This is a genomic window from Nonomuraea sp. NPDC049486, from assembly GCF_040676925.1.
In the GTDB taxonomy this organism is placed as follows: domain Bacteria; phylum Actinomycetota; class Actinomycetes; order Streptosporangiales; family Streptosporangiaceae; genus Nonomuraea; species Nonomuraea ferruginea.
Genome location: NZ_JBFAPV010000002.1, coordinates 757,659 through 781,009, shown reverse-complemented (window position 1 = coordinate 781,009; position 23,351 = coordinate 757,659). Strand labels below are relative to the sequence as shown.

At 70.6% G+C, this 23,351-nt stretch carries 16 protein-coding genes; 7 read left to right on the top strand and 9 right to left on the bottom strand.

Going from position 1 to position 23,351, the window contains the following annotated elements; all coding sequences use genetic code 11:
- Positions 1–4: 4 nt before the first annotated feature.
- The 6 genes from AB0K05_RS08520 to AB0K05_RS08495 form a co-directional block, all read right to left on the bottom strand.
- Positions 5–3,478, bottom strand: coding sequence for a ThuA domain-containing protein (locus tag AB0K05_RS08520; protein WP_364227880.1), 3,474 nt, complete (start codon positions 3,476–3,478; stop codon positions 5–7).
- Between the two features lie 226 nt (positions 3,479–3,704).
- Complete coding sequence (locus tag AB0K05_RS08515) at positions 3,705–4,538, bottom strand: sugar phosphate isomerase/epimerase family protein (protein WP_364227877.1); 834 nt, start codon at positions 4,536–4,538, stop codon at positions 3,705–3,707.
- Positions 4,539–4,575: 37 nt separating this feature from the next.
- On the bottom strand, positions 4,576–5,772 hold the full coding sequence (locus tag AB0K05_RS08510; RefSeq protein WP_364227874.1) for a substrate-binding domain-containing protein: 1,197 nt from the start codon (positions 5,770–5,772) through the stop codon (positions 4,576–4,578).
- Positions 5,759–6,709 (bottom strand): ABC transporter permease, encoded by a 951-nt coding sequence (locus tag AB0K05_RS08505; protein WP_148032227.1) that lies wholly within the window; start codon positions 6,707–6,709, stop codon positions 5,759–5,761. The genes AB0K05_RS08510 and AB0K05_RS08505 overlap by 14 nt, the downstream gene beginning before the upstream one ends.
- Positions 6,706–7,668 (bottom strand): ABC transporter permease, encoded by a 963-nt coding sequence (locus AB0K05_RS08500; protein WP_364227870.1) that lies wholly within the window; start codon positions 7,666–7,668, stop codon positions 6,706–6,708. The genes AB0K05_RS08505 and AB0K05_RS08500 overlap by 4 nt, the downstream gene beginning before the upstream one ends.
- Positions 7,669–9,108, bottom strand: a complete 1,440-nt coding sequence (locus AB0K05_RS08495) for a sugar ABC transporter ATP-binding protein (protein WP_364227867.1) — start codon at positions 9,106–9,108, stop codon at positions 7,669–7,671. It abuts the gene before it with no gap.
- 247 nt (positions 9,109–9,355) lie between these two features.
- On the opposite strand from AB0K05_RS08495, the gene AB0K05_RS08490 reads away from it, so the two are divergent.
- Genes AB0K05_RS08490 through AB0K05_RS08460 form a run of 7 tightly spaced genes read left to right on the top strand, consistent with a single transcriptional unit; the run spans position 9,356 to position 15,967 of the window.
- On the top strand, positions 9,356–10,519 hold the full coding sequence (locus tag AB0K05_RS08490) for an inositol-3-phosphate synthase (RefSeq protein ID WP_364227864.1): 1,164 nt from the start codon (positions 9,356–9,358) through the stop codon (positions 10,517–10,519).
- The gene (locus AB0K05_RS08485; protein ID WP_364227861.1) at positions 10,516–11,361 is read left to right on the top strand and encodes an SCO3242 family prenyltransferase; all 846 of its coding nucleotides are present in this window, start codon (positions 10,516–10,518) and stop codon (positions 11,359–11,361) included. The genes AB0K05_RS08490 and AB0K05_RS08485 overlap by 4 nt, the downstream gene beginning before the upstream one ends.
- Positions 11,358–12,224 carry a sugar phosphate isomerase/epimerase family protein gene (locus AB0K05_RS08480; RefSeq protein ID WP_364227858.1) on the top strand — a complete coding sequence of 289 codons (867 nt, stop codon included), beginning with the start codon at positions 11,358–11,360 and terminating at the stop codon, positions 12,222–12,224. Before AB0K05_RS08485 ends, AB0K05_RS08480 begins: the two co-directional genes overlap by 4 nt.
- Complete coding sequence (locus AB0K05_RS08475) at positions 12,169–12,675, top strand: EboA domain-containing protein (RefSeq protein WP_148032232.1); 507 nt, start codon at positions 12,169–12,171, stop codon at positions 12,673–12,675. Before AB0K05_RS08480 ends, AB0K05_RS08475 begins: the two co-directional genes overlap by 56 nt.
- The gene (locus tag AB0K05_RS08470) at positions 12,676–13,521 is read left to right on the top strand and encodes a TatD family hydrolase (protein ID WP_364227854.1); all 846 of its coding nucleotides are present in this window, start codon (positions 12,676–12,678) and stop codon (positions 13,519–13,521) included. It abuts the gene before it with no gap.
- Positions 13,522–13,523: 2 nt separating this feature from the next.
- Positions 13,524–14,636 carry a metabolite traffic protein EboE gene (gene eboE, locus AB0K05_RS08465; protein ID WP_364227851.1) on the top strand — a complete coding sequence of 371 codons (1,113 nt, stop codon included), beginning with the start codon at positions 13,524–13,526 and terminating at the stop codon, positions 14,634–14,636.
- Positions 14,636–15,967: a nucleotide pyrophosphatase/phosphodiesterase family protein gene (locus AB0K05_RS08460; protein ID WP_364227848.1), complete on the top strand. Its 1,332-nt coding sequence runs from the start codon at positions 14,636–14,638 to the stop codon at positions 15,965–15,967. The genes eboE and AB0K05_RS08460 overlap by 1 nt, the downstream gene beginning before the upstream one ends.
- Before the next feature lie 48 nt (positions 15,968–16,015).
- Here the strand turns inward: AB0K05_RS08460 and AB0K05_RS08455 are convergent, their stop codons facing one another.
- The 3 genes from AB0K05_RS08455 to AB0K05_RS08445 form a co-directional block, all read right to left on the bottom strand.
- On the bottom strand, positions 16,016–17,752 hold the full coding sequence (locus AB0K05_RS08455; protein WP_219548845.1) for a ThuA domain-containing protein: 1,737 nt from the start codon (positions 17,750–17,752) through the stop codon (positions 16,016–16,018).
- A gap of 12 nt (positions 17,753–17,764) precedes the next feature.
- Positions 17,765–20,584, bottom strand: a complete 2,820-nt coding sequence (locus tag AB0K05_RS08450) for a carbohydrate-binding protein (RefSeq protein ID WP_364227844.1) — start codon at positions 20,582–20,584, stop codon at positions 17,765–17,767.
- Positions 20,585–20,667: 83 nt separating this feature from the next.
- Complete coding sequence (locus AB0K05_RS08445) at positions 20,668–23,049, bottom strand: RICIN domain-containing protein (RefSeq protein ID WP_364227842.1); 2,382 nt, start codon at positions 23,047–23,049, stop codon at positions 20,668–20,670.
- Positions 23,050–23,351 lie beyond the last annotated feature (302 nt).

The following is a 23,351-nucleotide window of genomic DNA, read 5'->3' as shown; positions in this document are numbered from 1 at the left end:
GAGATCAGACGCGGGTCCACTTCTGGTTGGCGCCGCCGGTGCAGGTCCAGATGCGTGCCCTGGTGCCGTTGGCGGTGCCGTTGACGTCCAGGCACTTGTTCGCGCCGACCGCGGCGATGCTGCCGTCGGCGTTGAGCCGCCACTTCTGGTTGTTCTGGCCGTTGCAGTCCCAGATGATCACCGCGGTCCCGTCGGCCGTCCCGGCCCCGTTCACGTCCAGGCACTTGCCGCCGTACACCCGCAGCTCACCGGCACTGGTGACGGTCCACTGCTGGTTCGCCTGGCCGTTGCAGTCCCAGATCAGCACCTGCGCGCCGTTGGCCTGGGAGGCGCCGTTGACGTCCAGGCACCGGTTCGACGCCACACCCCGCAGCGCGCTCGTGCCGCCCGGGGGCGGGCCGTCGCCCTGCCCGACGCCCGTGCCGTTGAAGGTGACGGAGTCCAGGTCGAACGCGTTCGCGGACGGCGCCTTGAACACCACGTGGACATTGCGGGTGCCACCGGGGTCGGTGACCCGCACCGGGGACAGCGACACGTAGGTGTTCCATCCCCCGGTCGCCGGCACGGGGCTGGAGGCGAGGAGGGCTCCGGTCGGCGAGTCGGCGCGCAGTTCGATGGACGCGCCGGTGCTGGACGGCGCCGAGACGCGGAAGGACACCGTGTCGATCCCGGACAGGTTGATCGGGCTGAAGGAGATCCAGTCGTTGTTGGAGATGTCGCCGATGCGCCTGCCGCCTTCGGCTCCGGACTCGTCGATGACGCGGATGCCGGACGAGCCGGTGAAGTGCTCGGCCTGCTTGTGTTTCGGTTGCAGGGTGAGGCCGGCGGAGCCCTTCAGGCCGCCGCTGTCGGTGTAGTCGGCGGACAGGACGTAGTAGACGTTGGAGGCCTCGTCATGGCCGGAGGCGGTGGTCGTGACCGTCCCGGAGCAACCGGTGTACTGGCCGGTGTCGTGGGCGTGCTGGTCATGGCCGAGCGCCGTGATCACGTTGACCTTGGTGCAGTCGGCGGCGCCGTCCTCGGCGTCGGTGACGTTCACCGTGTAGTCCACCTGGTCGCCGAAGTCGATGAACCCGCCGTCGGGCGGGGCCGAGAAGGTCACCCCGGGACGGGTGTTGCCGACGACGATGGGCACCGTGACGCTGCCCGTCTTCCCGCCGGAGTCCCGTACGGTCAGCCTGGCCGTGAAGGTGCCGTTGGCGGTGTAGGTGTGAGAGGGGTTGGCGCCGGTGGAGGTCCCGCCGTCGCCGAAGTCCCACGCGTAGGTGATCGCGTCGCCGTCGGGGTCGGTTGAGCCGGCCGAGGAGAACGCCACCACCAGCGGTGCCGTGCCCGAGTCGGGGTCGGCGCTCGCCTTGGCCAGGGGCGCGCGGTTCCCGGCCACGTAGTCGACCCGGTAGATGCTGTCATCGGTGTTCGCGTGGCCGAAGCCGTTGCCCCAGTCGGCCATGTACAGGGCGCCGTCCGGCCCGAACTTCATGTCGATCGGCGCGCGCGGGGCGATCTGCGCCACGAACGGGTTGATCTTCAGAAGGTTGCCCGAGGAGTCGAGGCGGAACTCCTTGACGAAGTTGCGGCTCCATTCGTAGAAGAACGGCGTGCCGTCGAAGTACGCGGGGAACTTCCGGTCCGAACCGCTGGCCGGGTCATGGCGGTAGAACGGGCCGCCCATCGGGGCGGCGCCGCCGCAGCAGTTGATCTCGGGGAACTGGGCCGAGGCATGGTAGTCGTACCACACGGTGGCGGGCTTGGCCGCGGGCAGGTTGGTCAGGCCGGTGTTGTTGGGCGAGTCGTTGACCGGTGCCGAGCAGGTGAACTTCGGGCCGGAGGTGTTGGTGGCGAAGTTGTAGTCGTTGAACGGGAGGTTGTCGCCGACGCAGTACGGCCAGCCGTAGAAGCCGGGCTGCTTGATCAGGTTCCACTCGACGGTGCCCTCGGGACCGCGGCCGGGGTTCGCGGCGCCCGCGTCCGGTCCGTAGTCGCCCACCGAGATCCAGCCCGTCACCTTGTCGACCGAGAAGCGGAACGGGTTGCGGAAGCCCATCGCGTAGATCTCCGGCCGGGTCTTGGCGGTGCCGGGCGCGAACAGGTTGCCGGACGGGATCGTGTAGGTGCCGCCGGGCTCGGGGTGGATGCGCAGGATCTTGCCGCGCAGGTCGTTGGTGTTGGCCGAGGACCGCTGAGCGTCGTAATGCTCCCTGCCGGGCCGCTCGTCGATCGGGGCGTATCCGCTGGACCCGTTGGGATTGGTGTCGTCACCCGGACCGATGTAAAGGTTCCCGCCCGGCCCGAACGCGAGGTAGCCGCCCGTGTGGCCGGGCTCGTCGACGTTGCGGTACGCCGGAACCTCGATGATCTTCTTCTCGCTCGCCAGGTCGAGGCTGGTCCCGTTGAAGGTGAACCTCGACACCCGGTTCACCTCACCGCCGTTCAACGGCGAGTAGTTGACGTAGATCCAGCCGTTGGTGGCGAAGCTCGGATCCAGCGCCAGCCCGATGCCGCCGTCCTCACCGCCGTCGTACACCGGCAGGGTGCCGATGACGCGCGTGCCCCCGCCGTTGGCGGGGATCATGTTCACCTTGCCGGAGCGCGAGATGTAGAAGACCCTGCCGTCGGCGGCCACGTCGAGCTCCATCGGCTGGTCCGGTGCGCCGTCGAGGGTCACCTTCTGGAACCGGGCCGCGACCGTGCCGCCGCAGTCACCCGGCGCATCGCCCGCCGCCCACCGCACGCCGCCCAGCAGGTGCTGCCGGAACAGGGGCTCCGCGTAGGAGGACGCCTGGTGGCCCATCGCGGTGGCCCACACCCGGCCGCCCTCCGGGTTGTGACACCAGGAGATCGGGTGGTCGACGCCCATCTTGCTCGGCCCCGCGTCGTACGTGGTCTCGTCCGCGGTCACCAGCACGTGCACCGAGCCCCGCATGTTCTTGTCGAAGTTGTACCACTCCTCCGCCCGCACCCACCGGTCGGGCAGCCCGGCCGTGGAGGGGTGGGCCTTGTCGGCCACCTTGGCGGTGCCCTGGAGGATCGACGAGTGCGCGGTCATGTGGGCGCCCGCCAGGACGACCTGGTCCCACCAGGGGAACTGCGTCTCGATGTTCATGTCGGTGGCGTTGTGGATCGCGACGACGCCGTGGCCGGCGCGCACGTAGGCCTGGAAGGCCTGACGCTGGGCGTCGTTGTCCCACACCATGCCGCTGGTCTGGAGCATGATCACCGCGTCGTAGGTGTTCAGGGTCGCGGGCGTGAAGACGGCGGAGTTCTCGCTGTGGTCGAGCTGGAAGTCGTGGTCGGCCGCCAGCTGCTGGAACATCGCGACACCCGCGGGGATGGAGTCGTGCCGGTAGGCGCCGCTCGCCGTCTCGGTGAACAGCAGCACCCTGAACGGCGCGGCCGCCTGCGCCAGCTGCGGCGACAAGGACATCAACAGCCCTGACAGGGCTGCGACCAAGGCGGGGAACAGGCGTGATCTTCGCATGAAGGATCTCCTGGGGGGTGCCGGCAACAGGTCGGAGTCGGAGGATGACGAGGGAGGACGTGAGGCGTGTCGCCTCGCCACAGACCCATTAAGCCTGCTTATTCAGAGTTGGGAAACCGGCCCTGTCCACCTATCCGGCGAGTGCCCATCGATAACAGCAGGTCAACGCGCCGAAGGTCGCTACCGCACCCGCTTCCACCCAGCAGGATAAGTATGAAACTTTCAATCACAGGGTCCGAAGGTAGGCGAGGCCGTCCACGGCCAGCCTGTCCTGGCTCTCCGCGAGGGGCCGCCAGACGGAGGCCGCGGTGGCGATGGTCCGGTTGTGCGCGGTGAACGACTCGATGACGAGCGGCCCCCGATAGCCGGTGTCGCGCAGGGCCCGGGAGAAGCCCGGCCAGTCGAAGCGGTCGGCTCCCGGCGTGCCGCGATCGGTGCCGCACACCTGCACGTGCGCGATGCGATCCGCCGCCAGCCGCACCGCCTGGGCGGGGTCCTTCTCCTCGATGTTCATGTGGTAGACGTCGAGCGCCAGGTGGCAGTCCTCGGGCAGCGCCTCGAGCGCCTGCTCGACCGTGTTGACGAGGCTGGTCTCGTACCTGTTGAGCGGCTCGACGGCGAGCTTCACCCCGCGCTGGGCCGCATGGTCCAGGACAGGCCGCAGATGCTCGCGCAACTCGGCGTAGACCCCCCGGCGTTCGTCCGGCGAGAGCCGCCACGTACGGCCGACCGAGGCGTACGCCGGCCCCCCGATCACCGGGGAGCCGACGGTCACCGCCACGTCGACGCAGTGCCGCAGATAGTCCTGGGTGTCGCGGACGGTCCCCGGGGACGCGGCCACGAGCTCGCGCCCCGGCGGCATGACCAGCACCACGGACGCGGCCAGCCCGTGCTCGGCCAGCACAACCGCGGCCTTGTCCGGGTTCCAGTCGCCGGGCCGCTCGACGGGCAGCTCGATGACGTCGAAGCCCCACCGGGCGATGCGGGGCGCGAGCCGCGCCAGTTCGTCGTCGGTCAGCGGGGAGACCCAGACCCAGGTGTTCACTCCGATGGAGAACATGGCGTCCCTCTTCGTCGTCGGCTCGGGAGGGGGCCGATCAGCCCTTCTTCCCGCCCCAGGCCTCCGGGAACCCGGGCAGGTCCTCACAACCGCAGAGCGCGTAGTGCAGCGGCGGCATGTCGGGCTGGAGGTAGTCCGCCAGGTTGTCGCCGGTGACCTTGGGCTGCGGCAGGTTCCACCTCTCCGGCACCTCCTCGCCCTTGAGGATCTTCAGAGCGGCGATGATCGGGGTGCGCCACTGGTAGGTCGGGTACGTGGGCGCGACGGCGGTGAGACCGGCGTCCTTCCACTTCTGCAGGAAGTCCTGCTGGTCCTCGCCGTTGATCGGCGGCACCGGCAGGCCGGCGTCCTCGAACGCCTCGATCGCGGCAACCGCCGTGGCGCCCGCGTCCATCCAGACACCGTCGATCGTGCCGTGCCGCTGGATGTAGTCGCTGACGATGCTCTTGGTCTTGGCGGCGTCACCGTCGGTGAACTCCACCCCCACCACCTGGAGGCGGCTCCTGTCGAAGACCACCTTCGCCGCCGACCAGCGGGTCTCCAGCACGTCGACGCCAGGCAGTATGCGCAGCGCCAGCACCTTCCCGCCCTCCGGCACCTTCTCGGTCAGGAACTCGGCGGCGTCGGCGCCGAAGGCGTAGCCGCCGATGGGCTTGATGAACGTCACCGGGCAGTCCGTTTCCACGCCCCGGTCGAACACGATGACGGGCACCTTCGCGCAGGCGGCCGTCACGGCGGGGGTGAGCGTCGCCGTGGTGTTCGGCGAGACGATCAGCGCGTCGCAGCCCTTGGCCTGCAGCTCGGCGATGTCGGAGATCTGCTTGTCGTCCTTGCCCTCGGCGTCCAGCGCGGTGAACTCTTCGATCTCCTCGTGCAGGGCCACCTCGGCCTGCATCGTCTTCCATCCGACCTGGCGCCAGGGGTTGTTGACCGCCGCGTTGGAGAAGCACAGGTGGTACGGCCCGTCCTTCTTGTACTGTGCCGTGTCGATCATCTTCGGGTCGATGGCCTGCTCCCAGGGCTTGGCCGCGGGGCCCTGAGGTGTCTGGGAGCGCATGGCCAGCTGGGCGTCGAAATCCGCCTGCACGAAGAACTTCGACTGCGTGCCCGTGCCGGAGCCCTGAGCGCTCGTGGCGGGTGCGGCGGGCTGGGTGGTGGCCGTCGGCCTGTCGGTGGTGCAGCCGGCGAGAACCAGCGCGGCCAATACTGCGATTGCGGCCTCAGGACGCGGCATGTGCGTCTCCTCTTCGGGGGGTGGGCTTCCAGGGAAGCCGGATGGCTCCTGCCGCGACCGCGGCGATGATGATGACGCCCTGCACGGTGAACTCCAGCGCCCCCGAGATTCCGTACAGGTTGAGCAGGGTGAACAGCGCCTCCAGCGTGACGGCCCCGGCCATGGCGGCCGGCACGGAGCCGCGGCCGCCGCCGAGCGCCACGCCGCCGAGGACGACGGCGGTGATGGCGGAGAACTCCAGCCCCTGACCGACCTGGGCCGAGACGCCGGCGAAACCGCCGAGCAGGATCGCCGCGACGGCCGCCGCCAGGCCGGAGAGCATGAAAGCGAAGATCTTGACCCGGTCGACCCGGACCCCGGACAGCGCCGCGGCACGCTCGTTGTCGCCGGCGGCCATCAGCGTCTTGCCGAAGTCGGCGCGCATGAGCCGGATCGCCGCCGCGCCCAGGGCCACGAGGATCAGCACCGACCACGGCACCGGCCCGAGGCCGCCGCGGCCGAAGACGCGGAAGCCCTCCGACAGCGCGCCGCGCGGCGCGCCACCGGTCCACAGGAACACCGCCCCGGACAGGATGAGCAGCATGCCGAGCGTCACGATGAACGACGGCACCCGCAGCTTGGTGGTGGCCACGCCGTTGACCAGCCCGACGAGCAGCCCGATGACGATCAGCAGGACGAGGACCGGCCAGGTGGCGGACTCGTCGCCGTCGATGAGGCGTGCGGCGATCACCACCTCGGCCGTCACCAGCGAGCCGACCGACAGGTCGAACTCGCCGGAGACGATGACGAAATACTGTCCCGCGGCGAGGATCACCAGCGGCGCGGCCCGTTTGAGGAACGCCAGGAATCCGGCGGGCTCCAGGAAGTGGGGGTTGACCAGGGCGATCGCGGTGAGCAGCGCCACGAGGACCGCGAGGATGGGAAGGGCCCGCCTCATGCGGGCCGTCCCACGGTACGCCGGGCGTAGACGGCCACCGCGACGACGATGACCACGCCGCGGACCACGTCCTTGACGAAGGAGTTGACCTCGAGCTGGTTGAAGACGGTGTCCAGGACGGCCAGCAGCAGGACTCCGCCCACGGTTCCGGCGACGCCGCCCTTGCCGCCGGCCAGCGCGGTCCCGCCGAGCACGACGGCGGCGATGGACTCGAGGTCGTAGCCGCCGTCGGTGCCCACCGTGGGGGCCCCGGCGCCGAGCCTGCCGGCCAGCAGCAGGCCCGCGATGCCGGCGCAGACGGAGCACAGCACGTGGGTGAGCACGATGACCCGGCCGGTGCGGATGCCGGACAGGCGGGCGACCTCCTCGTTCCCGCCGACCGCGTAGATGCGGTATCCGAGCCGGGTCCTGCTCAGCAGGAACCAGGCCAGCACGGCCACGCCCGCCCAGAGCAGCGCGGAGACGGGGATCGGCCCGATCCGGGAGTAGCCGAGGACCTGGAACGACTCGGGCACCTTGCCCGCGGGCCCGTCGTACAGGTGGTCGACGACGCCTTTGATGATCAGGGCGACTCCGAGCGTGGCGATGAAGGCGTGCACCCGGAGCCCGGTGATGACCAGCCCGTTGACCAGCCCCACCAGAGCGCTGATGGCCAGCACCGCGGCGACCGCCGGCCCGATGTTCCCGTCCTGGCCCGCCATGATCTCCGCCGCGACCAGCGAGGCCAGGCTGATCAGGTACGCCACCGACAGGTCGAGCGACCCGGCCAGGATCGCCAGCGTCTGCCCGATCGCCACGATGCCGAGGGCCGCGGAACGCTGCTGGATCCCGACGACGCTCTCCAGGGTGAGGAACTGGCCGCCGTCGAGCGCGACGAGGGCCCAGCCGACCGCGACCAGGCCGAGCAGCGCGAGGAACACCACCTGCGTGGGTTCGCGCAGCCGCGTGAGCAGGGGCATTCAGGCCGCCTCTCCCGCGGCCAGGCGCATGACGGCCTCCTCGGAGGCACCGGCGGGCAGCGTGCCCGCCACGCGGCCGTCGCGCAGGACGACGACGCGATCGCTCATGCCGATGAGCTCGGGCAGCTCGGAGGAGATCATCATGATGGCCATGCCGCCGTTCGCCAGTTCGCGCATCAGGTCGTGGATCGTGGCCTTGGCCCCGACGTCGATCCCCCGGGTCGGCTCGTCGAACAGCAGCACCCGCGGCGCCATCGTCAGCCACTTGACCAGCACGACCTTCTGCTGGTTGCCGCCGGACAGGTAACGGACCTCCTGTTCCCGGCGTACGGGCGAGAGGCGTACCCGTTCGAGCAGGTCACGGACGCCGGCGCGGTCGCCGGCGCGCACCGCGCGGGCGACGAGCAGGACGTTGTCGCGCACGGACTGGCGCAGCGCGAGCCCTTCGGCCTTGCGGTCCTCGGTCACGAGTCCGATGCCCAGGGCCACGCCTTCCCGGACCGAGCGCGGGCGCGACGGGATCATCTCGCCCGTGGTGAAGGGCTCCGCGCCGAAGATCGCTCTGGCGAGCTCCGATCTGCCGGATCCCTGGAGGCCCGCGATGCCGACGATCTCCCCGGCGCGCAGCTCCAGGTCGATGTCATGGAGCCGGTGATTGCCGGCCGCTCGCAGGCTGAGGCGTACCTCGCCGGCGCCCGCCGAGCGGGGCGGGAAGTAGGTCCCGAGGTCGCGGCCCACCATCAGGCGGATCAGCTCGCCGGGGGTCACCTCACCGATCGGGAGGGTGGTGACGCGCGCGCCGTCCTTGAGCACGGTGACCCGGTCGGCGAGATCGAACACCTCGCGTAATCGGTGGGAGATGTACACGACGGCGACGCCGCGTTCCCTCAGCCGCCCGATGAGCCGGTAGAGCGACTCGACCTCGTGCTCGGCGAGCGCCGCTGTCGGCTCGTCCATGACGATGAGCCGCGCGTTCACCGACAACGCCTTGACGATCTCGACGATCTGCTGCTGGGCCACCGGCAGGCGCTTCACGGCGTCGCGAGGGCCGAAGGCCTCCTCGCCTAGCTCGTGGAGGAGCCGCGCGGTCGCCTGCTCCATGGCGGCCCGGTCGACCAGGCCGCGCCTGACGGGCTCGCGCCCGAGGAACACGTTCTCGGCGACGGTGCGCTCGGGCAGCAGGTTGAACTCCTGGTAGATGATCGCGATGCCGGAGCGCCGCGCGTCGAGCGGATGGCCGAAGGAGACGGGCCGGCCGTCGAGCTCGATCGTGCCCTCGTCGGGCGCGTGCACCCCGCAGATGATCTTCATGAGGGTGGATTTGCCGGCGCCGTTCTCGCCGACGACGGCGTGGACCTCGCCGGCCGTCACGGCCAGGTCCACCCCGGACAGCACCCGCACGCCCAGGAAGCTCTTGCCGATGCCGCGCAGGCTCAGCATCCGGTCAGCCGTCCCCGCCGACTTTCAGGCCTATGGCTCATGGTGCGGGATGTTAAGCGGGCTTATATCGATGGTCAAGCAAAAGTTGGTCGCCAGTACGCCTAAATTGCCCGGGTTTGGGACGTGACGAACGGGCGGCGATGGCCATAGACGGCAGACCATAAGACAACGATGAGCCTACTTATGCTTGACCATCGACGAAAATACCTTTTACCATCGCGAAGACTCACCTACCGGATGCCTTCGCATGCGGGGTAGTCCCGGACACGATGGAGCTTTCATGGACAAGCTCGGTGTGTGGCTTATCGGGGCACGAGGATCCGTGGCGACCACTGCCATCGTGGGCGCCGCGGCCATCAGGGCGGGAGCGGCCTCCCCTCGTGGATGCGTGAGCGAGTCCGCCGGCTTTCCCGGGCAGCTGGTTCCGCTGACCGACCTGGTCTTCGGCGGACATGACATCGCCGAGACCTCCTTACGCAAGCGCGCCGAGCAACTGGGCAGAGCGGAGGTCATCTCACCGGACCTCCCGGGGCTGCTCGCGTCCGACCTGGAAGCCGCCGACGCCGAGATCCAGCCGGGCCACGTCCCCGGCGACGGACCGGCCGCGACCCGGCTGATCGACGACATCACCGGCTTCCGCACCCGGCACGGGCTGGCCCGGGTGGTCGTCATCAACGTGTCGTCGACCGAGCCCCCGGTGGATCCGCGCCCGGAGTTCGAGAGGCTGGCCGACCTGGAGGAGCGGCTCGCCGCGGGCGACGACGTCCTGCCGCCGAGCTCGCTGTACGCCTACGCGGCGTTCCATGCGGGATGCGGCTATGTGGAGTTCACCCCCTCCACCGGGCCGACCCTGCCCGCCCTGGCGGAACTCGCCGCCCGGCGGGGCGTGCCGTACGCGGGACGCGACGGCAAGACCGGCGAGACCCTGGTGAAGAGCGCCCTGGCGCCCATGTTCGCGGACCGGGCGCTCCGGGTCCGCTCCTGGTCCGGGCTCAACCTGCTCGGCGGCGGCGACGGGGCGACGCTCGCCGATCCGGCCGCCAGGTCCAGCAAGCGGCTCTCCAAGGACCAGGTCGTCACGAGGGTCCTGGGAGAACCCGTGGAGGGTGAGACGCACATCGACTACGTCCCGGATCTCGGGGAGTGGAAGACCGCCTGGGACCACGTGAGCTTCGAGGGCTTCCTCGGCGTCCGGATGACGCTGCAGTTCACCTGGCAGGGCTGCGATTCGGCGCTCGCCGCCCCGCTCGTCCTGGACCTGGCCCGGCTGGTCGCCCGCGCGCACGAGAAAGGGCGGCACGGCGTCCTGCCCGAGCTCGGGTACTTCTTCAAGAGCCCGCTGGGGACGGACGAGCACGCCCTGGCCGCGCAGTACGCCCGGCTGCGCGCCTTCGCCGAGGAGCTGTCATGAGGGCGCTGCTCGAACTGGTCCGCGCACCCGCCGCGCTGTCGGTGCCGGGGGACACCATCGCGGGGGCCGCCGCCGCGGGACGGCGTCCGGCACCCGGCCTGGCCCTGGCGTCGGTGCTCATGTATTGGTCGGGAATGGCGCTCAACGACTGGGCGGACCGTGAGGCGGACGCCGTCGAGCGTCCCGAGCGCCCGATCCCGTCGGGCCGGGTCCGCCCGGGCGCCGCGCTCGGGCTCGCGGCCGCCCTGACCGGCGCGGGCCTGGCCACCGCCGCCCTCGCCGGCGGCCGTCGCGGTCTCACCGTCGCCGGCCTGCTGGCCGGCGCGGTGTGGGCCTACGACCTGGGTCTCAAACGGACGGCGGCGGGACCGGCGTCGATGGCGGCCTGCCGCGTGCTCGACGTGCTTCTCGGCGCGGGCGAGCAGACCAGGGCCGCCCTGCCGGCGGCGCTGGCGATAGGCGCGCACACCTACGGGATCAGCGTCCTGGGCCGCGCCGAGGTGACGGGGGCGGCACCCGGGACCGCCGGGCGCGCGGTCGCGGCCAGCACCGTGGCGGCCGGGCTCGCGGCCGCCTCCTGCGCGCGGGGCGGAGCCGCCGCGCGGGCCGGGGCGGGCGTCCTCATCGCCGGCTATCTCGCCTCCACCCTCCCGGTCCAGGCCGGGTTACGGACCCTTCCCGACCCCGAGAACGTACGGCGGGCCGTCCGGCTGAGCATCCTCGGCCTGATCCCGCTCCAGGCGGCGGCGGTCGCGGGCGGCGGCCGGTTCGCGACGGCGGGCGCGCTGCTGTGTTCGCTCCCCGTGGGGCGGTGGCTCTCATCCCGGCTGGCGACATCGTGAAGTGGGCCTACTGCACCAACGGATTCGCCGGCCACCGGCTCCCCGAGGCGCTCGCGGTCCTGGCCGATCTGGGGTACACGGGCGCGGCCATCACGCTCGACCACGGTCATCTCGACCCCTTCTCCCCCGGGCTGGCCGCGGAGGTGTCCAGCATCGCCGGGATCTGCGCTCGCCTCGGCCTCGGCACCGTGGTCGAGACGGGCGGGCGCTACACCCTCGATCCGCTGCGCAAACACCATCCGACCCTCATCAGCGAGGACGCCGGACGCAGAGTGGAGTTCCTGGTCATGGCGATGCGCGTCGCCGCAGACCTGGGCGCTCCCGTGGTGCATCTGTGGAGCGGCGTCCGGCCCGACGGCATGCCGGAGGTGGAGGCGTACACGCGACTGGCCCGCCAGTGCGCGCGGCTGCTCGACGAGGCCGATCGGGTGGGCGTCACGCTGGGATTCGAACCCGAACCCGGGATGCTGGTCGCCGACCTGGACGGCTACGAGCGGCTGCGGGCGATGCTCGGCGGCCATCCCCGGTTCGGTCTCACCCTCGACATCGGGCACTGTCACTGCGTGGAGCGGGAGGACCTGGACACGTGTGTCCGGCGGGCGCTGCCGTACACCGTGCACGTGCAGATCGAGGACATGCGCCGGGGAGTCCACGAGCACCTGGAGTTCGGCGAGGGTGAGATCGACTTCGTGCCGGTGCTGGCCGCTCTGCGCGGCTACCCGGGCCTGGTGGCCGTGGAACTGGCCCGGCACAGCCATGCGGCCCCGCAGGTCGCCCGCCGATCGATCGACTTCTTGAGGAGGGCACATGAAGGAGCCCGCACAGGAGTGGCAGGCCTCGGCCGTCCGGCAGGTCGAGGCTGACCCGCACGCGATCCACCGGCTCTTCCCGCAGGCCGGACGGCGGGGCGGTCCAGACGCCCGGCGCGCGCTGCTCGGCGCGCTGCGCGGCGACCCCGCGGTGATCCGAAGCCTGTACGAGGCCGGCGACAGCGGCGAGCGGCTGGCGATCCTGACCGTCCTGCACGAGCTCGACCTGGACGGCACGGCGGTCGCGCTGGTGGAGGACGCGCTTCGCACCAATGACGCGCGGCTGGTCGCCGCGGCCCTCGGCCCGTACGGCTCGGCGTGGCTGGGCGACCACTCCTTCCGGCAAGGGGTGCTCAAGTGCGTCTTCATGTCGATCCCCCTGGACGAGGTGGCCGGGCTGGACCGCCGCTTCGACGCCGAGCTGGCCCGGATGTTGTCGGACTACGCGGCCGAGCTACGGGCGGCCGGCCGCCCCGTCCCGCGTGACGTCCTGGAGAGGATCTGAATGCGCATCTTCGACCCGCACGTCCACATGACCTCCCGGACCACCGACGATTACCGGCGCATGCACGCCGCGGGGGTCCGGGCCGTCGTCGAACCCGCCTTCTGGCTGGGGCAGCCCCGGACCAACGTGGGCAGCTTCCTCGACTACTTCGACGCGCTGCTCGGCTGGGAGCCCTACCGCGCCGCGCAGCACGGCATCCGCCACCACTGCGCGCTCGCGCTCAACCCCAAGGAGGCCAACGATCCGCGCTGCGCGCCGGTGCTGGCCGAGTTGCCGCGATACCTGCTGAAGGACTCCGTCGTCGCGGTCGGCGAGGTCGGCTACGACTCGATGACGCCTGAGGAGGAACGGGCGTTCGAGGCCCAGCTGGCGCTCGCCCAGGACAATGATCTTCCGGTGCTCGTGCACACTCCGCACCGGGACAAGGCCGAGGGCACCCGCCGGACGCTCGACGTGGTGCGGGCCGCCGGGATTCCCCCCGGGCTGGTGCTCGTCGACCACCTCAACGAGTTGACCGTCGGCATGGTCGCGGACTCGGGCTGCTGGATGGGGTTCTCGATCTACCCGGACACCAAGATGGACCCGGACCGGATGGTGACCCTGCTCAAGCAGTACGGCACGGACAGGATGCTGGTGAACTCGGCCGCCGACTGGGGGCGGAGCGATCCGCTCAAGACGCGCGAGGTCGCCGACGCCATGCTCGCGGCCGGCTTCGGCGGGGACGACGTCGATCAGGTCCTGTGGCGCAACCCGGTCGCATTCTACGGGCAGAGCGGCCGGCTCGACCTCAGTTCCGGCTCGGAATCCGGATCTGACTACGCCGGCAACACGATCAAGCGGGGCTGACCATGCGGCTGCGCCATCCGGACGGCTCGACGGTGCATCTGTCCTACTGCACCAACGTCCACGCCGCCGAGGATCTCCCCGGCATCCACGCTCAGCTGTCCGGCGTCGCGGCGCGGGTCAGGCGCCTGCTCGGCGTCGAGCGGCTCGGGCTCGGGCTGTGGCTGTCCCAGCACGCCGCCGCGGACCTCACCGCCCGGCCCGGGGAGCTCGCGGCGCTGCGCGAGCGGCTGACCACGCTCGGGCTGGAGGTCGTGACCCTCAACGGGTTCCCCTACCGCGGCTTCCACGACGAGGTCGTGAAGTACCGCGTCTACACTCCTGACTGGGCCGACGCGGACCGGCTGCGCTACACGCTCGGGCTCGCCGAGATCCTCACCGCGCTGCTGCCGGACGACGTCACCGAGGGCACGATCTCGACCCTTCCCCTCGCCTGGCGGACCGGGTGGACGAGGGCGAAGGCGGCGGCGGTGACGGCCCATCTCGACGCGGTCGCCCAGGGCCTGCGCGCGCTGGCGAGCCGTACCGGCAAGGTGATCCGGCTGGGCTTCGAGCCGGAGCCCGGCTGCGTCGTCGAGACGACGTCGCAGGCGCGCGCCCTGCTGAGTGACGTGGACCACGACCACCTCGGCCTCTGTCTGGACGCCTGCCACATGGCCGTGGGTTTCGAGGAGCCCGGTGCGGGCGCCGACAGCGGGTTGCCGATCGTGAAGCTCCAGGCGTCGTGCGCCCTGGTGGCGCCGCCTGGGGCGCAGCGGGCGCTGGCCGCGTTCGACGAGGCCCGGTTCCTCCACCAGACGCGCTCCGCCACCGGATACGCCGACGACCTGGGCGAGGCGCTGGCCGGCGGCCTGCCCGCGGACGAGAGCTGGCGCGTGCACTTCCACGTCCCGCTGCACGGCGCGCCGCCCCCTCCGCTCACCACCAGCGCCCCCTACCTGCGGCGCCTGCTGGAGACGCTGCTCGGCGGGGAGCGTCCGCTGACCAGGCACGTCGAGGTGGAGACCTACACCTGGCACGTGCTTCCCGGCGCGCCGGCCGACGTCGCGCAGGGCATCGCCGCCGAGCTCGACTGGATGCGGGGGCAGCTGGCCGCCCTCGGGCTGAAGGAGACGTGATGGCACCGCTGATCGTGATCAATGTCGTCGGGCTCACCCCGCGCCTGCTCGCGCACATGCCGAACGTGGCGAAAGCGGGCTCGGCGGCCGCGCTGCGGCCCGTGCTGCCCGCCGTCACCTGCTCGATGCAGGCCACCCTGCTGACCGGTTCGATGCCCCGCGACCACGGCATCGTGGGAAACGGGTGGTACTTCCGGGATCTCGGCGAGGTGCTGCTGTGGCGCCAGCACAACGCGCTCATCCAGGGCGACCAGCTGTGGACCGCCGCGCCCGGCCTGCGCACCGCCAACGTCTGCTGGTGGTACGCGATGGGCGCGCCCGCCGACCTGCTCGTCACCCCGCGCCCCGTCTACCACGCCGACGGCCGCAAGTCGCCCGACTGCTACACCCGCCCGCCCTCACTCCACGACGACCTGGAGGCCGCGCTGGGGCCGTTCCCCCTGTTCACCTACTGGGGACCCAACGCGGGGATCGCCTCCAGCGAATGGATCATCGCGGCGGCCCGCCGCATCCTGGCCCGCGAACGGCCGGATCTGCTGCTGGTCTACGTGCCCCACCTCGACTACGACCTCCAGCGGTACGGCCCCGCCGGTCCTGAGGCGATCGCGGCCGCCCGGGCCGTCGACGCCGCGCTGGCTCCGCTCCTGGCCGAGGACGCCGAGGTCGTCGTGCTCTCCGAATACGGCATCACCCCGGTGTCCCGCCCAGTGGACATCAACCGGGCGCTGCGCGCCGCAGGTCTCCTGGAGGTCTACGTCCAGGCCGGCATGGAGTATCTCGACCCGTGGGCGTCCCGGGCCTTCGCCGTCGCCGACCACCAGGTGGCCCACGTGTACGTGCGCGACCCCGGCGACCTCGACCGCACCCGCGCCGTCATCGCCGAGTTGTCCGGCGTCGACGAGGTGCTCGACCAGGCGGGGAAGGCGAAGTACGGGCTCGACCACGAACGCGCCGGCGAGCTCGTCGCGGTGGCGGAGCCGGACGCCTGGTTCACCTATTACTACTGGCTCTCCGACGACCGCGCCCCGGATTTCGCCAGGCTCGTGGACATCCACCGCAAACCCGGCTACGACCCCGCCGAGCTGTTCATGGACCCGGGCGATCCGTTCGTCAAGCTGCGCGCGGCGGCGGCGCTCGCCAGGAAGAAGCTGGGCTTCCGGTACACGATGCGGGTGGTGCCGCTCGACCCGGCGCCGGTGCGGGGCAGTCACGGCCGGCTGCCCGATCTCCCCGACGACGGACCGCTGATCATCGGCCCCTTCGACCGTGACTTCTACGAGGCGACCGAGGTCAAAGGACTCCTGACCGCCCTGGCCCGGACGAGCCGCTGACCGCGCACAGGCCCGCCGGCGCGGATCGCCGCGCCGGCGGGTGACCGATCAGACGCGGGTCCAGCGCTGGTTGGTTCCTCCGGTGCAGGTCCAGATGCGCGCCCTGGTGCCGTTGGCGGTGCCGTTGACGTCCAGGCACTTGTTCGCGCCCACGGCGGTGATGGTGCCGTCGGCGTTGAGGCGCCACTTCTGGTTGTTCTGGCCGTTGCAGTTCCAGATGATCACGGCGGTGCCGTCCGCGCTCCCGGCCCCGTTCACGTCCAGGCACTTGCCGCCGTAGACCCGCAGCTCACCGGCGCTCGTGGCGGTCCACTGCTGGTTGGCCTGCCCGTGACAGTCCCAGAGCTGCGCCTGCGCCCCGTTGGCCTGCGAGGCGCCGCTGACGTCCAGGCACCGGTTCGACGCCACGCCCCGCAGCGCGCTCGTACCGCCCGGTGTGCTGGTCAGTTCCTTGACGCGGATGTTGCGGAAGGACACCACGTCGCCGGGCCCATGGTTCTGGATGCCGATGTGGCCCTGCTGGAGCGAGCGGGCCGGATCCGCGTTGGTGAAATCGTTGATCTTGCTGCCGTTCAGGAAGACCTGCAGCCGCTCGCCCTCCACCAGCAGCTCGTAGGTGTTCCACTGCCCCGGCGGGTTCAGCGCCGCGTCGCGGGCGGCGAGGTCGGCGGCCTTGAACCCGTAGATCGCCCCGGTGGTCCTGTCCGGGGTGTCGGTCGCGTCGATCTGCACCTCGTATCCGGTGTCGAGCGCCGCGCCGGGGTCACTGGTGGCCGGGAAGCCGACGATCACGCCGGAGTTGGAGTCGCCGGTCAGCTTCCAGTCGAGCTTGAGTGAGTAGGAGCGGAACTCCTTGGCGTTGTACCACAGCATCCCCATGCCGCCCTGGGAGGTCAGCGTGGCGTCGTTGCCGGTGAACGACCCGGGCCCCGCCTGCGACCAGCCCGTGGTCGAGCCGTTGTACAACGTCGTGTACCCGGTCTCCGGGCGGCAGTCGGCGTTGGCGGCCCTGGCCGCGTACCGGATCCCGCCGAGCAGCAGCGTGCGGAAGGCCGGATCGGCGTACGACTCCTGGGTGTGTCCCAGGCCGGTGTAGAACGCGCGGCCGGCGGACTGCGGGTGGCACCAGGTGATGGGGTGGTCGCCCATGCTGCCGCCGCTGTAGCTGCCCTCGTCCAGGCTCTGCAGCACGCGGACGTTGGGGCGGGGGTTGGCGCGGTAGTTGTACCACTCGTCGGTGCGTGACCAGGTCGCCCCGAGGTGCGCGGTCGCGGCGTGCGCCCGGTCCTCGTTCCGTACGGTGGCCTGCTGGATGGCCGGGTGACTGGCGAACCAGGCGCCCATGAGCTGCCCGTAGTACGGCCAGTTGTACTCGGTGTCCGCGGCCGAATGCACGCCCACGGAACCGCCCCCGCCGTCCACGTACGTCTGGAAGGCGGCCTGCTGGTTGTCGTTGAGAACGTCACCGGTCGTGTTGAGGAACACCACCGCCTGGTACTGGGCCAGGTTGGCCGCGTTGAAGGCGGTCGAGTCCTCGGTGGCGTCGACGGTGAAGTCGTTGGCCGCCCCCAGCTCGCGGATGGCCTGGATTCCGGCGGGGATCGAGTCGTGCCGGAACCCGGCCGTCTTGGAGAACACCAGCACCTTGAAGGCGGCGGCCTGGGCGGGGATGGCGGGGATCAACGTCGCGGCGGCGGTGATCGCGGCCACCGCCACTGACAGGCGCCGCAGTACAGAGGTCTTGCGGCCGCCCCCGGGTGCGGCTGGGGTCAGATGTCGCAACATGGGATGTCCCTTTCAGACGCGGGTCCAGCGCTGGTTGGTTCCTCCGGTGCAGGTCCAGATGCGGGCCTTGGTGCCGTTGGCGGTGCCGTTGACGTCCAGGCACTTGTTCGCGCCGACGGCGGTGATGCTGCCGTCGGTGTTGAGGCGCCACTTCTGGTTGTTCTGGCCGTTGCAGTCCCAGATGATCACCGCGGTGCCGTCCGCGGTCCCGGCCCCGTTCACGTCGAGGCACTTGCCGCCGTAGACCCGCAGCTCACCGGCGCTGGTGGCGGTCCACTGCTGGTTGGGCTGGCCGTTGCAGTCCCAGAGCTGCGCCAGGGCGCCGTTCGCCTGGGAGGCGCCGTTGACGTCCAGGCACCGGTTCGACCCCACGCCCTTGAACGCGCTCGTGCTCCCCGAGGGCGGGGTGCCGGTGTCGAGGGTGAAGGCGTCCACGTCGAACAGGTAGCCCTGTCCGGCCGGGCCGCGGAAGACCAGGTACAACGTCGTCGTGCCGGCCGGCGCGCCGCTGAGGTTCGCCGAGACGTCGGTGAAGGTGTCCCAGCCGCCGGTGCTCGCCACGTTCGCCGTTCCCAGCAGCGTGCCGGTCGCCGAGCCCGCCCGCACCTCGATCCTGCCGCCCGCGCCGGCCGACGACACCCGGGCGGTGATCCGGGTCGCGTCGCCCAGGCTGTACGGCTGGAAGGAGATCCAGTCGCCGTCGTCGGTGAAGCCGACCGTCTTGCCGCCTTCCGCGGTGGCGTGGTCGGCCGTCTGGACGCCCTGCTGGGCGCCGAAGTGCTCCGCCTGCCGGTGCCGCGGCTGGAGCGTACGGGCGCTGGTGGAGGTCAGACCGCCCCGGTCGGTGTAGGAGGCCTCGAAGACGCCGTAGATGTTGGCCGCGGCGTCGTGCTCGCCGTCGACCGGCACCGCGATGGAGCCCGAGCAGCCGGTCGTGGAGGTGATCTGGTGGCGGTGGCTGTCATGACCGAGGAAGTAGGCGACGGTGACGCCGCCGCAGTCGATCGTGCCGTCCTCCGGGTCGCTGACGGTGACCTGGAAGGGCACGGTGTCCCCGAAGGAGAACGGCTGCCCGTGGGCGGGGGTGGTGAGGCTGATCGTCGGCGCGGTGTTGCCGACGGTCACGATCACGCTCGCCGTGCCGGTGAGACCCTGCGGATCCCGGACCGTGAGCGTCACCGTGTAGGCGCCGTTCGTGGTGTAGGTCTTGCCCGGGTTCGCCGCCGTGGAGGTGGTGCCGTCGCCGAAGTTCCACGAGTAGGTCAGCGCGCCGCCCTCCGGATCCGAGCTGCCCGCCGAGGAGAAGTTCACCGCGAGCGGAGCCGGTCCCGACGTCCTGTCGGCGGACGCCCTGGCGATCGGGTTGCGGTTGGCGCCGCCGATGTACTCGATGCGATACAGCGCCTGGTTGTTGTTCCCGGTGCCGTAGTCGAGGACGTAGAGGGCTCCGTCAGGACCGAAGGCCATGTCCATCACCTGCGTCCCTGTCCAGGGGAACGCCGAGATCTCGCCGTACGCGCCGTCCTGCTTCACCTCGATCGCCTTGATCCAGCGCCGGCCGTATTCACCGGCGAAGTACCGTCCGTCGAGCGACTGGGGGAACTTGACGGCCGAGTTCAGGCCGGGATCGTAACGGTAGACCGGGCCGCCCATCGGCGACTCCGATCCGGAGCCGAACTCCGGCGGGCTTCCGGCGTCCCCCGCGTACCGGATCCACGCCGGCTTGGCCGGAGGCAGCGTGGCCAGGCCGGTGTTGCGGAAGGAGTTGTTGGCCGGGCCGCCCGCGCAGTCGTACTTCGGACCGGTGCTGTTGGTGGCGAAGTTCCATTCGTTGTAGGTCTCGCTCGCGGTGTTCGTGCCCGTGCAGTACGGCCAGCCGTAGTTGCCCGGACCGGTGATGCGGTCGAACTCCACCTGCCCGCTCGGTCCGCGGTTGGAGGAGGTCACGCCCGCGTCCGGCCCGTAGTCGCCGAGGTAGACGATGCCGGTCGCCTTGTCCACGCTCATCCGGAACGGGTTACGGAAGCCCATCGCGTAGATCTCCGGCCGGGTCCTCGCCGTGCCCGGCGGGAACAGGTTGCCGGCGGGGATCGTGTAGGTGCCGTCGGGCTGCGGTTTGATGCGCAGGAGCTTGCCACGCAGGTCGTTGGTGTTGGCGGACGAGCGCTGGGCGTCGTACTGCGGGTTGCGGTTGGTCCGCTCGTCCAGCGGGGAGTAGCCGCTCGACTCGAACGGGTTGGTGTCGTCGCCGGTGGTCAGATACAGGTTGCCGGCGGCGTCGAAGTCGATGTCCCCGCCCACGTGACAGCACTGTCCGCGGTCGTTCTGGACCCGGAGGACCACCTTCTCGCTGGCCATGTCGAGAGTGTCGTCCGCCTTGAGGGTGAACCGGGACAGGTACAGCTCGCCCTTCCACTGGTCGAACTGGGCCTGCGTGCCGGTGCTCGGCGCGTCGCCGTTCGGGGTGCTCAGCCTCGGGGAGTAGTAGATCCACAGGTGCCGGTTCGACGCGAAGCCGGGGTCGACCGCCACTCCCTGCAGGCCCTCCTCGTCGTGGGTGTAGACGTTGAGCCTGCCGGCCACCTTCGTGGCGCCGGTGGCGTCGGTGACACGCAGCGTGCCGTCGCGCGCCGTGTGCACCACCGACCGGTTCGGCATCACGGCCAGCGACATCGCCTCACCCAGCTCAGCGCCACCTGACGCGAGGGACACCTGCTGGTAGTCGGACGGCGGGATGTCGAGGGCGTTCGCCGGGGAGGCGTCGAGCGCGAGCGCTCCTGAAGTGACGAGTGCCATCGTGGTCAGCAAGGTGAGCCACGGACGTCGGGACATGGGTGTTCCCTCCTGCGACAGGAAGACCAGTCAGGGCAAGGCGCCCGGGATTCCGCCTCGGGCCGCGGTGGAGACGGGGACCGTCAGGCGCGGGTCCACTTCTGGTTGGCGCCGCCGTGGCAGGTCCAGATCTGCGTCCTGGTGCCGTTGGCGGTGCCGGCGCCGCTGACGTCCAGGCACTTGTTCGCGCCGACCGCGGTGATGCTGCCGTCGGCGTTGAGGCGCCACTTCTGGTTGTTCTGGCCGTTGCAGTCCCAAATGATCACCGCGCTGCCGTCGGCCGTCCCGGCCCCGTTCACGTCCAGGCACTTGCCGCCGTACACCCGCAACTCACCCGCGCTGGTCACGGTCCACTGCTGGTTGGGCTGGCCGTTGCAGTCCCAAATGAGCACCTGCGCGCCGTTCGCCTGGGAAGCGCCGTTGACGTCCAGGCACCGGTTCGACCCGACTCCCCTGAACGCGCCCGTGTCCCCCGAGGGCTGCCCCCCGGGCCCGGCGGACGCGATCACGGCCTGGGCGCCGGCCGGCCAGGCGCCGTTGGTGACGGTGACGTTGGTGTTCACCACGTTGCCGCGGTCGCCGTTGGTGACGTTGGTGCTGCCGTTGGTCGACCAGTTGCCGGTGACGGTGAAGTCGCCCATGTTCTCGCCGTACCAGTAGTTGGCGGTGGCCCAGGTGCCGGTGTTCGCCAGCACGTTGTTCCTGACGGTGTAGTACCGGGAACCCTCGTCGAAGTAGATGCCGAACCAGCCGTTGGTGCGCAGGCAGTGGTTGTCGCTGATCACCGCGCCCGGGTTCCACGACAGCGTGTAGATACAGCCGCCGTCGGTCATCTGCTGCATGACGTCGTGCACGTAGTTGCCGACGAGCCGGTTGCCGGAGGCGGTGGTGGGCGTGGTGTAGCGCGGCTGGAAGTCGTACAGGCCGCGGTCGGCGTAGTGGGTGCTGCCGCCCGGCTCGTTGGCGCCCCAGCCGTACCCGATCGACATGCCGGTGTACGGCATGTTGTAGACCTCGTTGTGGGACACGTCGGTGCCGGTGACGTAGGTGGACAGGACCGAGACGACGCCCCGGTGGTCCAGGCCGAGGTCGTGGATGCGGTTGTGGCTGACGGTGATGTCCCGGTTGACCATCCGCTGGTCACTCGGGTGGTGGGCGTCCGCGCGCACGCCGCCGACCACGATGCCGCCGGCCGAGCTGCGGGCGATCTCCGACCGGGTGACCGTGATGCCGGCGGCGCCCAGGCCGACACCGCTGGCGTGCGCGTTGGCGTCGTTGCCGATGCCGATGGCCGTCTGTCCCAGGTTGACGAAGCGCGAGTCGGTGAAGGTGACGGTGTTCGCCGCGGAGACCTGCACGGCGGCCGGCATCTGGTACCAGTTCGGCCGGGTCGCCTCGAACTGCCGGCAGCCCTGGTGACAGGAGGTGAAGGCGGGCCAGCTCCAGTTGCCCGCTATGTAGGCGCCGGTCTGCTGGTCCGCGTAGCCCTGGTTGACGCCGGGGCCGAGCCAGCTCGTGCCGGTGAAGGTGATCCCGCTGAAGGTGATGTGGTGCGCCGGCGCGTCGTAGGTTCCCCCCACGTGCACCAGCGACTGGAGCACCGGCAGCTCCACGCTGACCTGGCTCATGTTCTGCCCGGGGAGCGGGATGTAGGACAGGGCGCCGGTCGCGGGGGCGAGGTACCACTCCCCCGGCGAGTCGAGGAACTCGTAGGCGTTGGTCAGGTGGAGCGGCCCCGCCCGGTGCGGACTGGTGAAGGTGTCGTACCCGAAGTTGTTGTTGTTCCAGGCGGGCTGCCGCATCGTGATGAGGTTTCCGCTGATGCTCTGCACCGGCGCGTACCGGTCGGTGAAGGAGCCGACGCTCTCCATCTCCACCCGGCCCTGGTCGGCGAGGTTGTTCAGGTAGCTCAGCGCGCTGCTGGTGAACCTCATCCCGGTGCTGCTCGCGGTGAAGTCGGACCGGTTGACGGCGGTGCGCGCCCGGGTGGCGAGCGCGCCGTCGACGTACAACTGCCGGGTGTCGATCCCGGCCCCGACGTTGGCGCGCCAGATGTTCCTCGCCGAGTCGGCCAGGGTCCATCCGGTGACCGCCCTGGCTCCGCTGATGACCGGGACGGCCCCCGCCGCGGCCTGCCATCTGACGACGTAGCCGTTGTTGCCGGAGTCGGCGGCGGTCAGCCGGAGCGGCGAGGACAGCCGATACACCCCGCCGGCCAGCTCCACGACGATGTCACCGGACATCCCGGCGTTCAGCGAACGGACCGCCGTCTGCGCCGCGGCCAGCGAGCACGGCTGGCTGGAGGTGCAGCCGGTGCCGGTGCCGGCGGGTGACGCGTACAGGGTCGTGGTGGCCGCGCGGGCCGGGGTGGCGGGGGCGACGAGGGCGAACGCCGCGGCCAGCACGGCGGTGACGACGCCGATCAGGACCGGTCTGAGCATCGTGACGGGTGGCGGTAAGTGCACAGTCGTTCCTTCGGGGGGTAGGCGTTTGGCCAGGTCACGCCCTGTTCGTCAGGCAGGTGACGCCGTTGCGGGGCCGAGCGGGCGTGGACCGCCGGTCTCGCTCCTAATTACCTTTGGAGTAGGGATACCCGTCAACCCCTTAAGCCTTCTTATTTCCCGATGCGCGCACTGAGAGTGCGACCATGGGGCGCCGCTTTACGCTTTCACCAGTGGTAACACCGGTGACCACGCTTGTCTGCGCCCGTGACTCTCGGATGAACCGTTCATATGTGTCGTACTTATTGGGCGACGCCGGAGGCGTG

What these genes read in the sequence shown, in the direction of transcription:
- AB0K05_RS08500 (WP_364227870.1), bottom strand. Translation starts at nt 7,668, where the DNA reads ATGCCCCTGCTCACGCGGCTGCGCGAACCCACGCAGGTGGTGTTCCTC.
- eboE (WP_364227851.1), top strand. Translation starts at nt 13,524, where the DNA reads ATGCGGCTGCGCCATCCGGACGGCTCGACGGTGCATCTGTCCTACTGC.
- AB0K05_RS08515 (WP_364227877.1), bottom strand. Translation starts at nt 4,538, where the DNA reads ATGTTCTCCATCGGAGTGAACACCTGGGTCTGGGTCTCCCCGCTGACC.
- AB0K05_RS08450 (WP_364227844.1), bottom strand. Translation starts at nt 20,584, where the DNA reads ATGTCCCGACGTCCGTGGCTCACCTTGCTGACCACGATGGCACTCGTC.
- AB0K05_RS08520 (WP_364227880.1), bottom strand. Translation starts at nt 3,478, where the DNA reads ATGCGAAGATCACGCCTGTTCCCCGCCTTGGTCGCAGCCCTGTCAGGG.
- AB0K05_RS08470 (WP_364227854.1), top strand. Translation starts at nt 12,676, where the DNA reads ATGCGCATCTTCGACCCGCACGTCCACATGACCTCCCGGACCACCGAC.
- AB0K05_RS08475 (WP_148032232.1), top strand. Translation starts at nt 12,169, where the DNA reads ATGAAGGAGCCCGCACAGGAGTGGCAGGCCTCGGCCGTCCGGCAGGTC.
- AB0K05_RS08460 (WP_364227848.1), top strand. Translation starts at nt 14,636, where the DNA reads ATGGCACCGCTGATCGTGATCAATGTCGTCGGGCTCACCCCGCGCCTG.
- AB0K05_RS08495 (WP_364227867.1), bottom strand. Translation starts at nt 9,108, where the DNA reads ATGCTGAGCCTGCGCGGCATCGGCAAGAGCTTCCTGGGCGTGCGGGTG.
- AB0K05_RS08490 (WP_364227864.1), top strand. Translation starts at nt 9,356, where the DNA reads ATGCGGGGTAGTCCCGGACACGATGGAGCTTTCATGGACAAGCTCGGT.
- AB0K05_RS08455 (WP_219548845.1), bottom strand. Translation starts at nt 17,752, where the DNA reads ATGTTGCGACATCTGACCCCAGCCGCACCCGGGGGCGGCCGCAAGACC.
- AB0K05_RS08485 (WP_364227861.1), top strand. Translation starts at nt 10,516, where the DNA reads ATGAGGGCGCTGCTCGAACTGGTCCGCGCACCCGCCGCGCTGTCGGTG.
- AB0K05_RS08505 (WP_148032227.1), bottom strand. Translation starts at nt 6,709, where the DNA reads ATGAGGCGGGCCCTTCCCATCCTCGCGGTCCTCGTGGCGCTGCTCACC.
- AB0K05_RS08510 (WP_364227874.1), bottom strand. Translation starts at nt 5,772, where the DNA reads ATGCCGCGTCCTGAGGCCGCAATCGCAGTATTGGCCGCGCTGGTTCTC.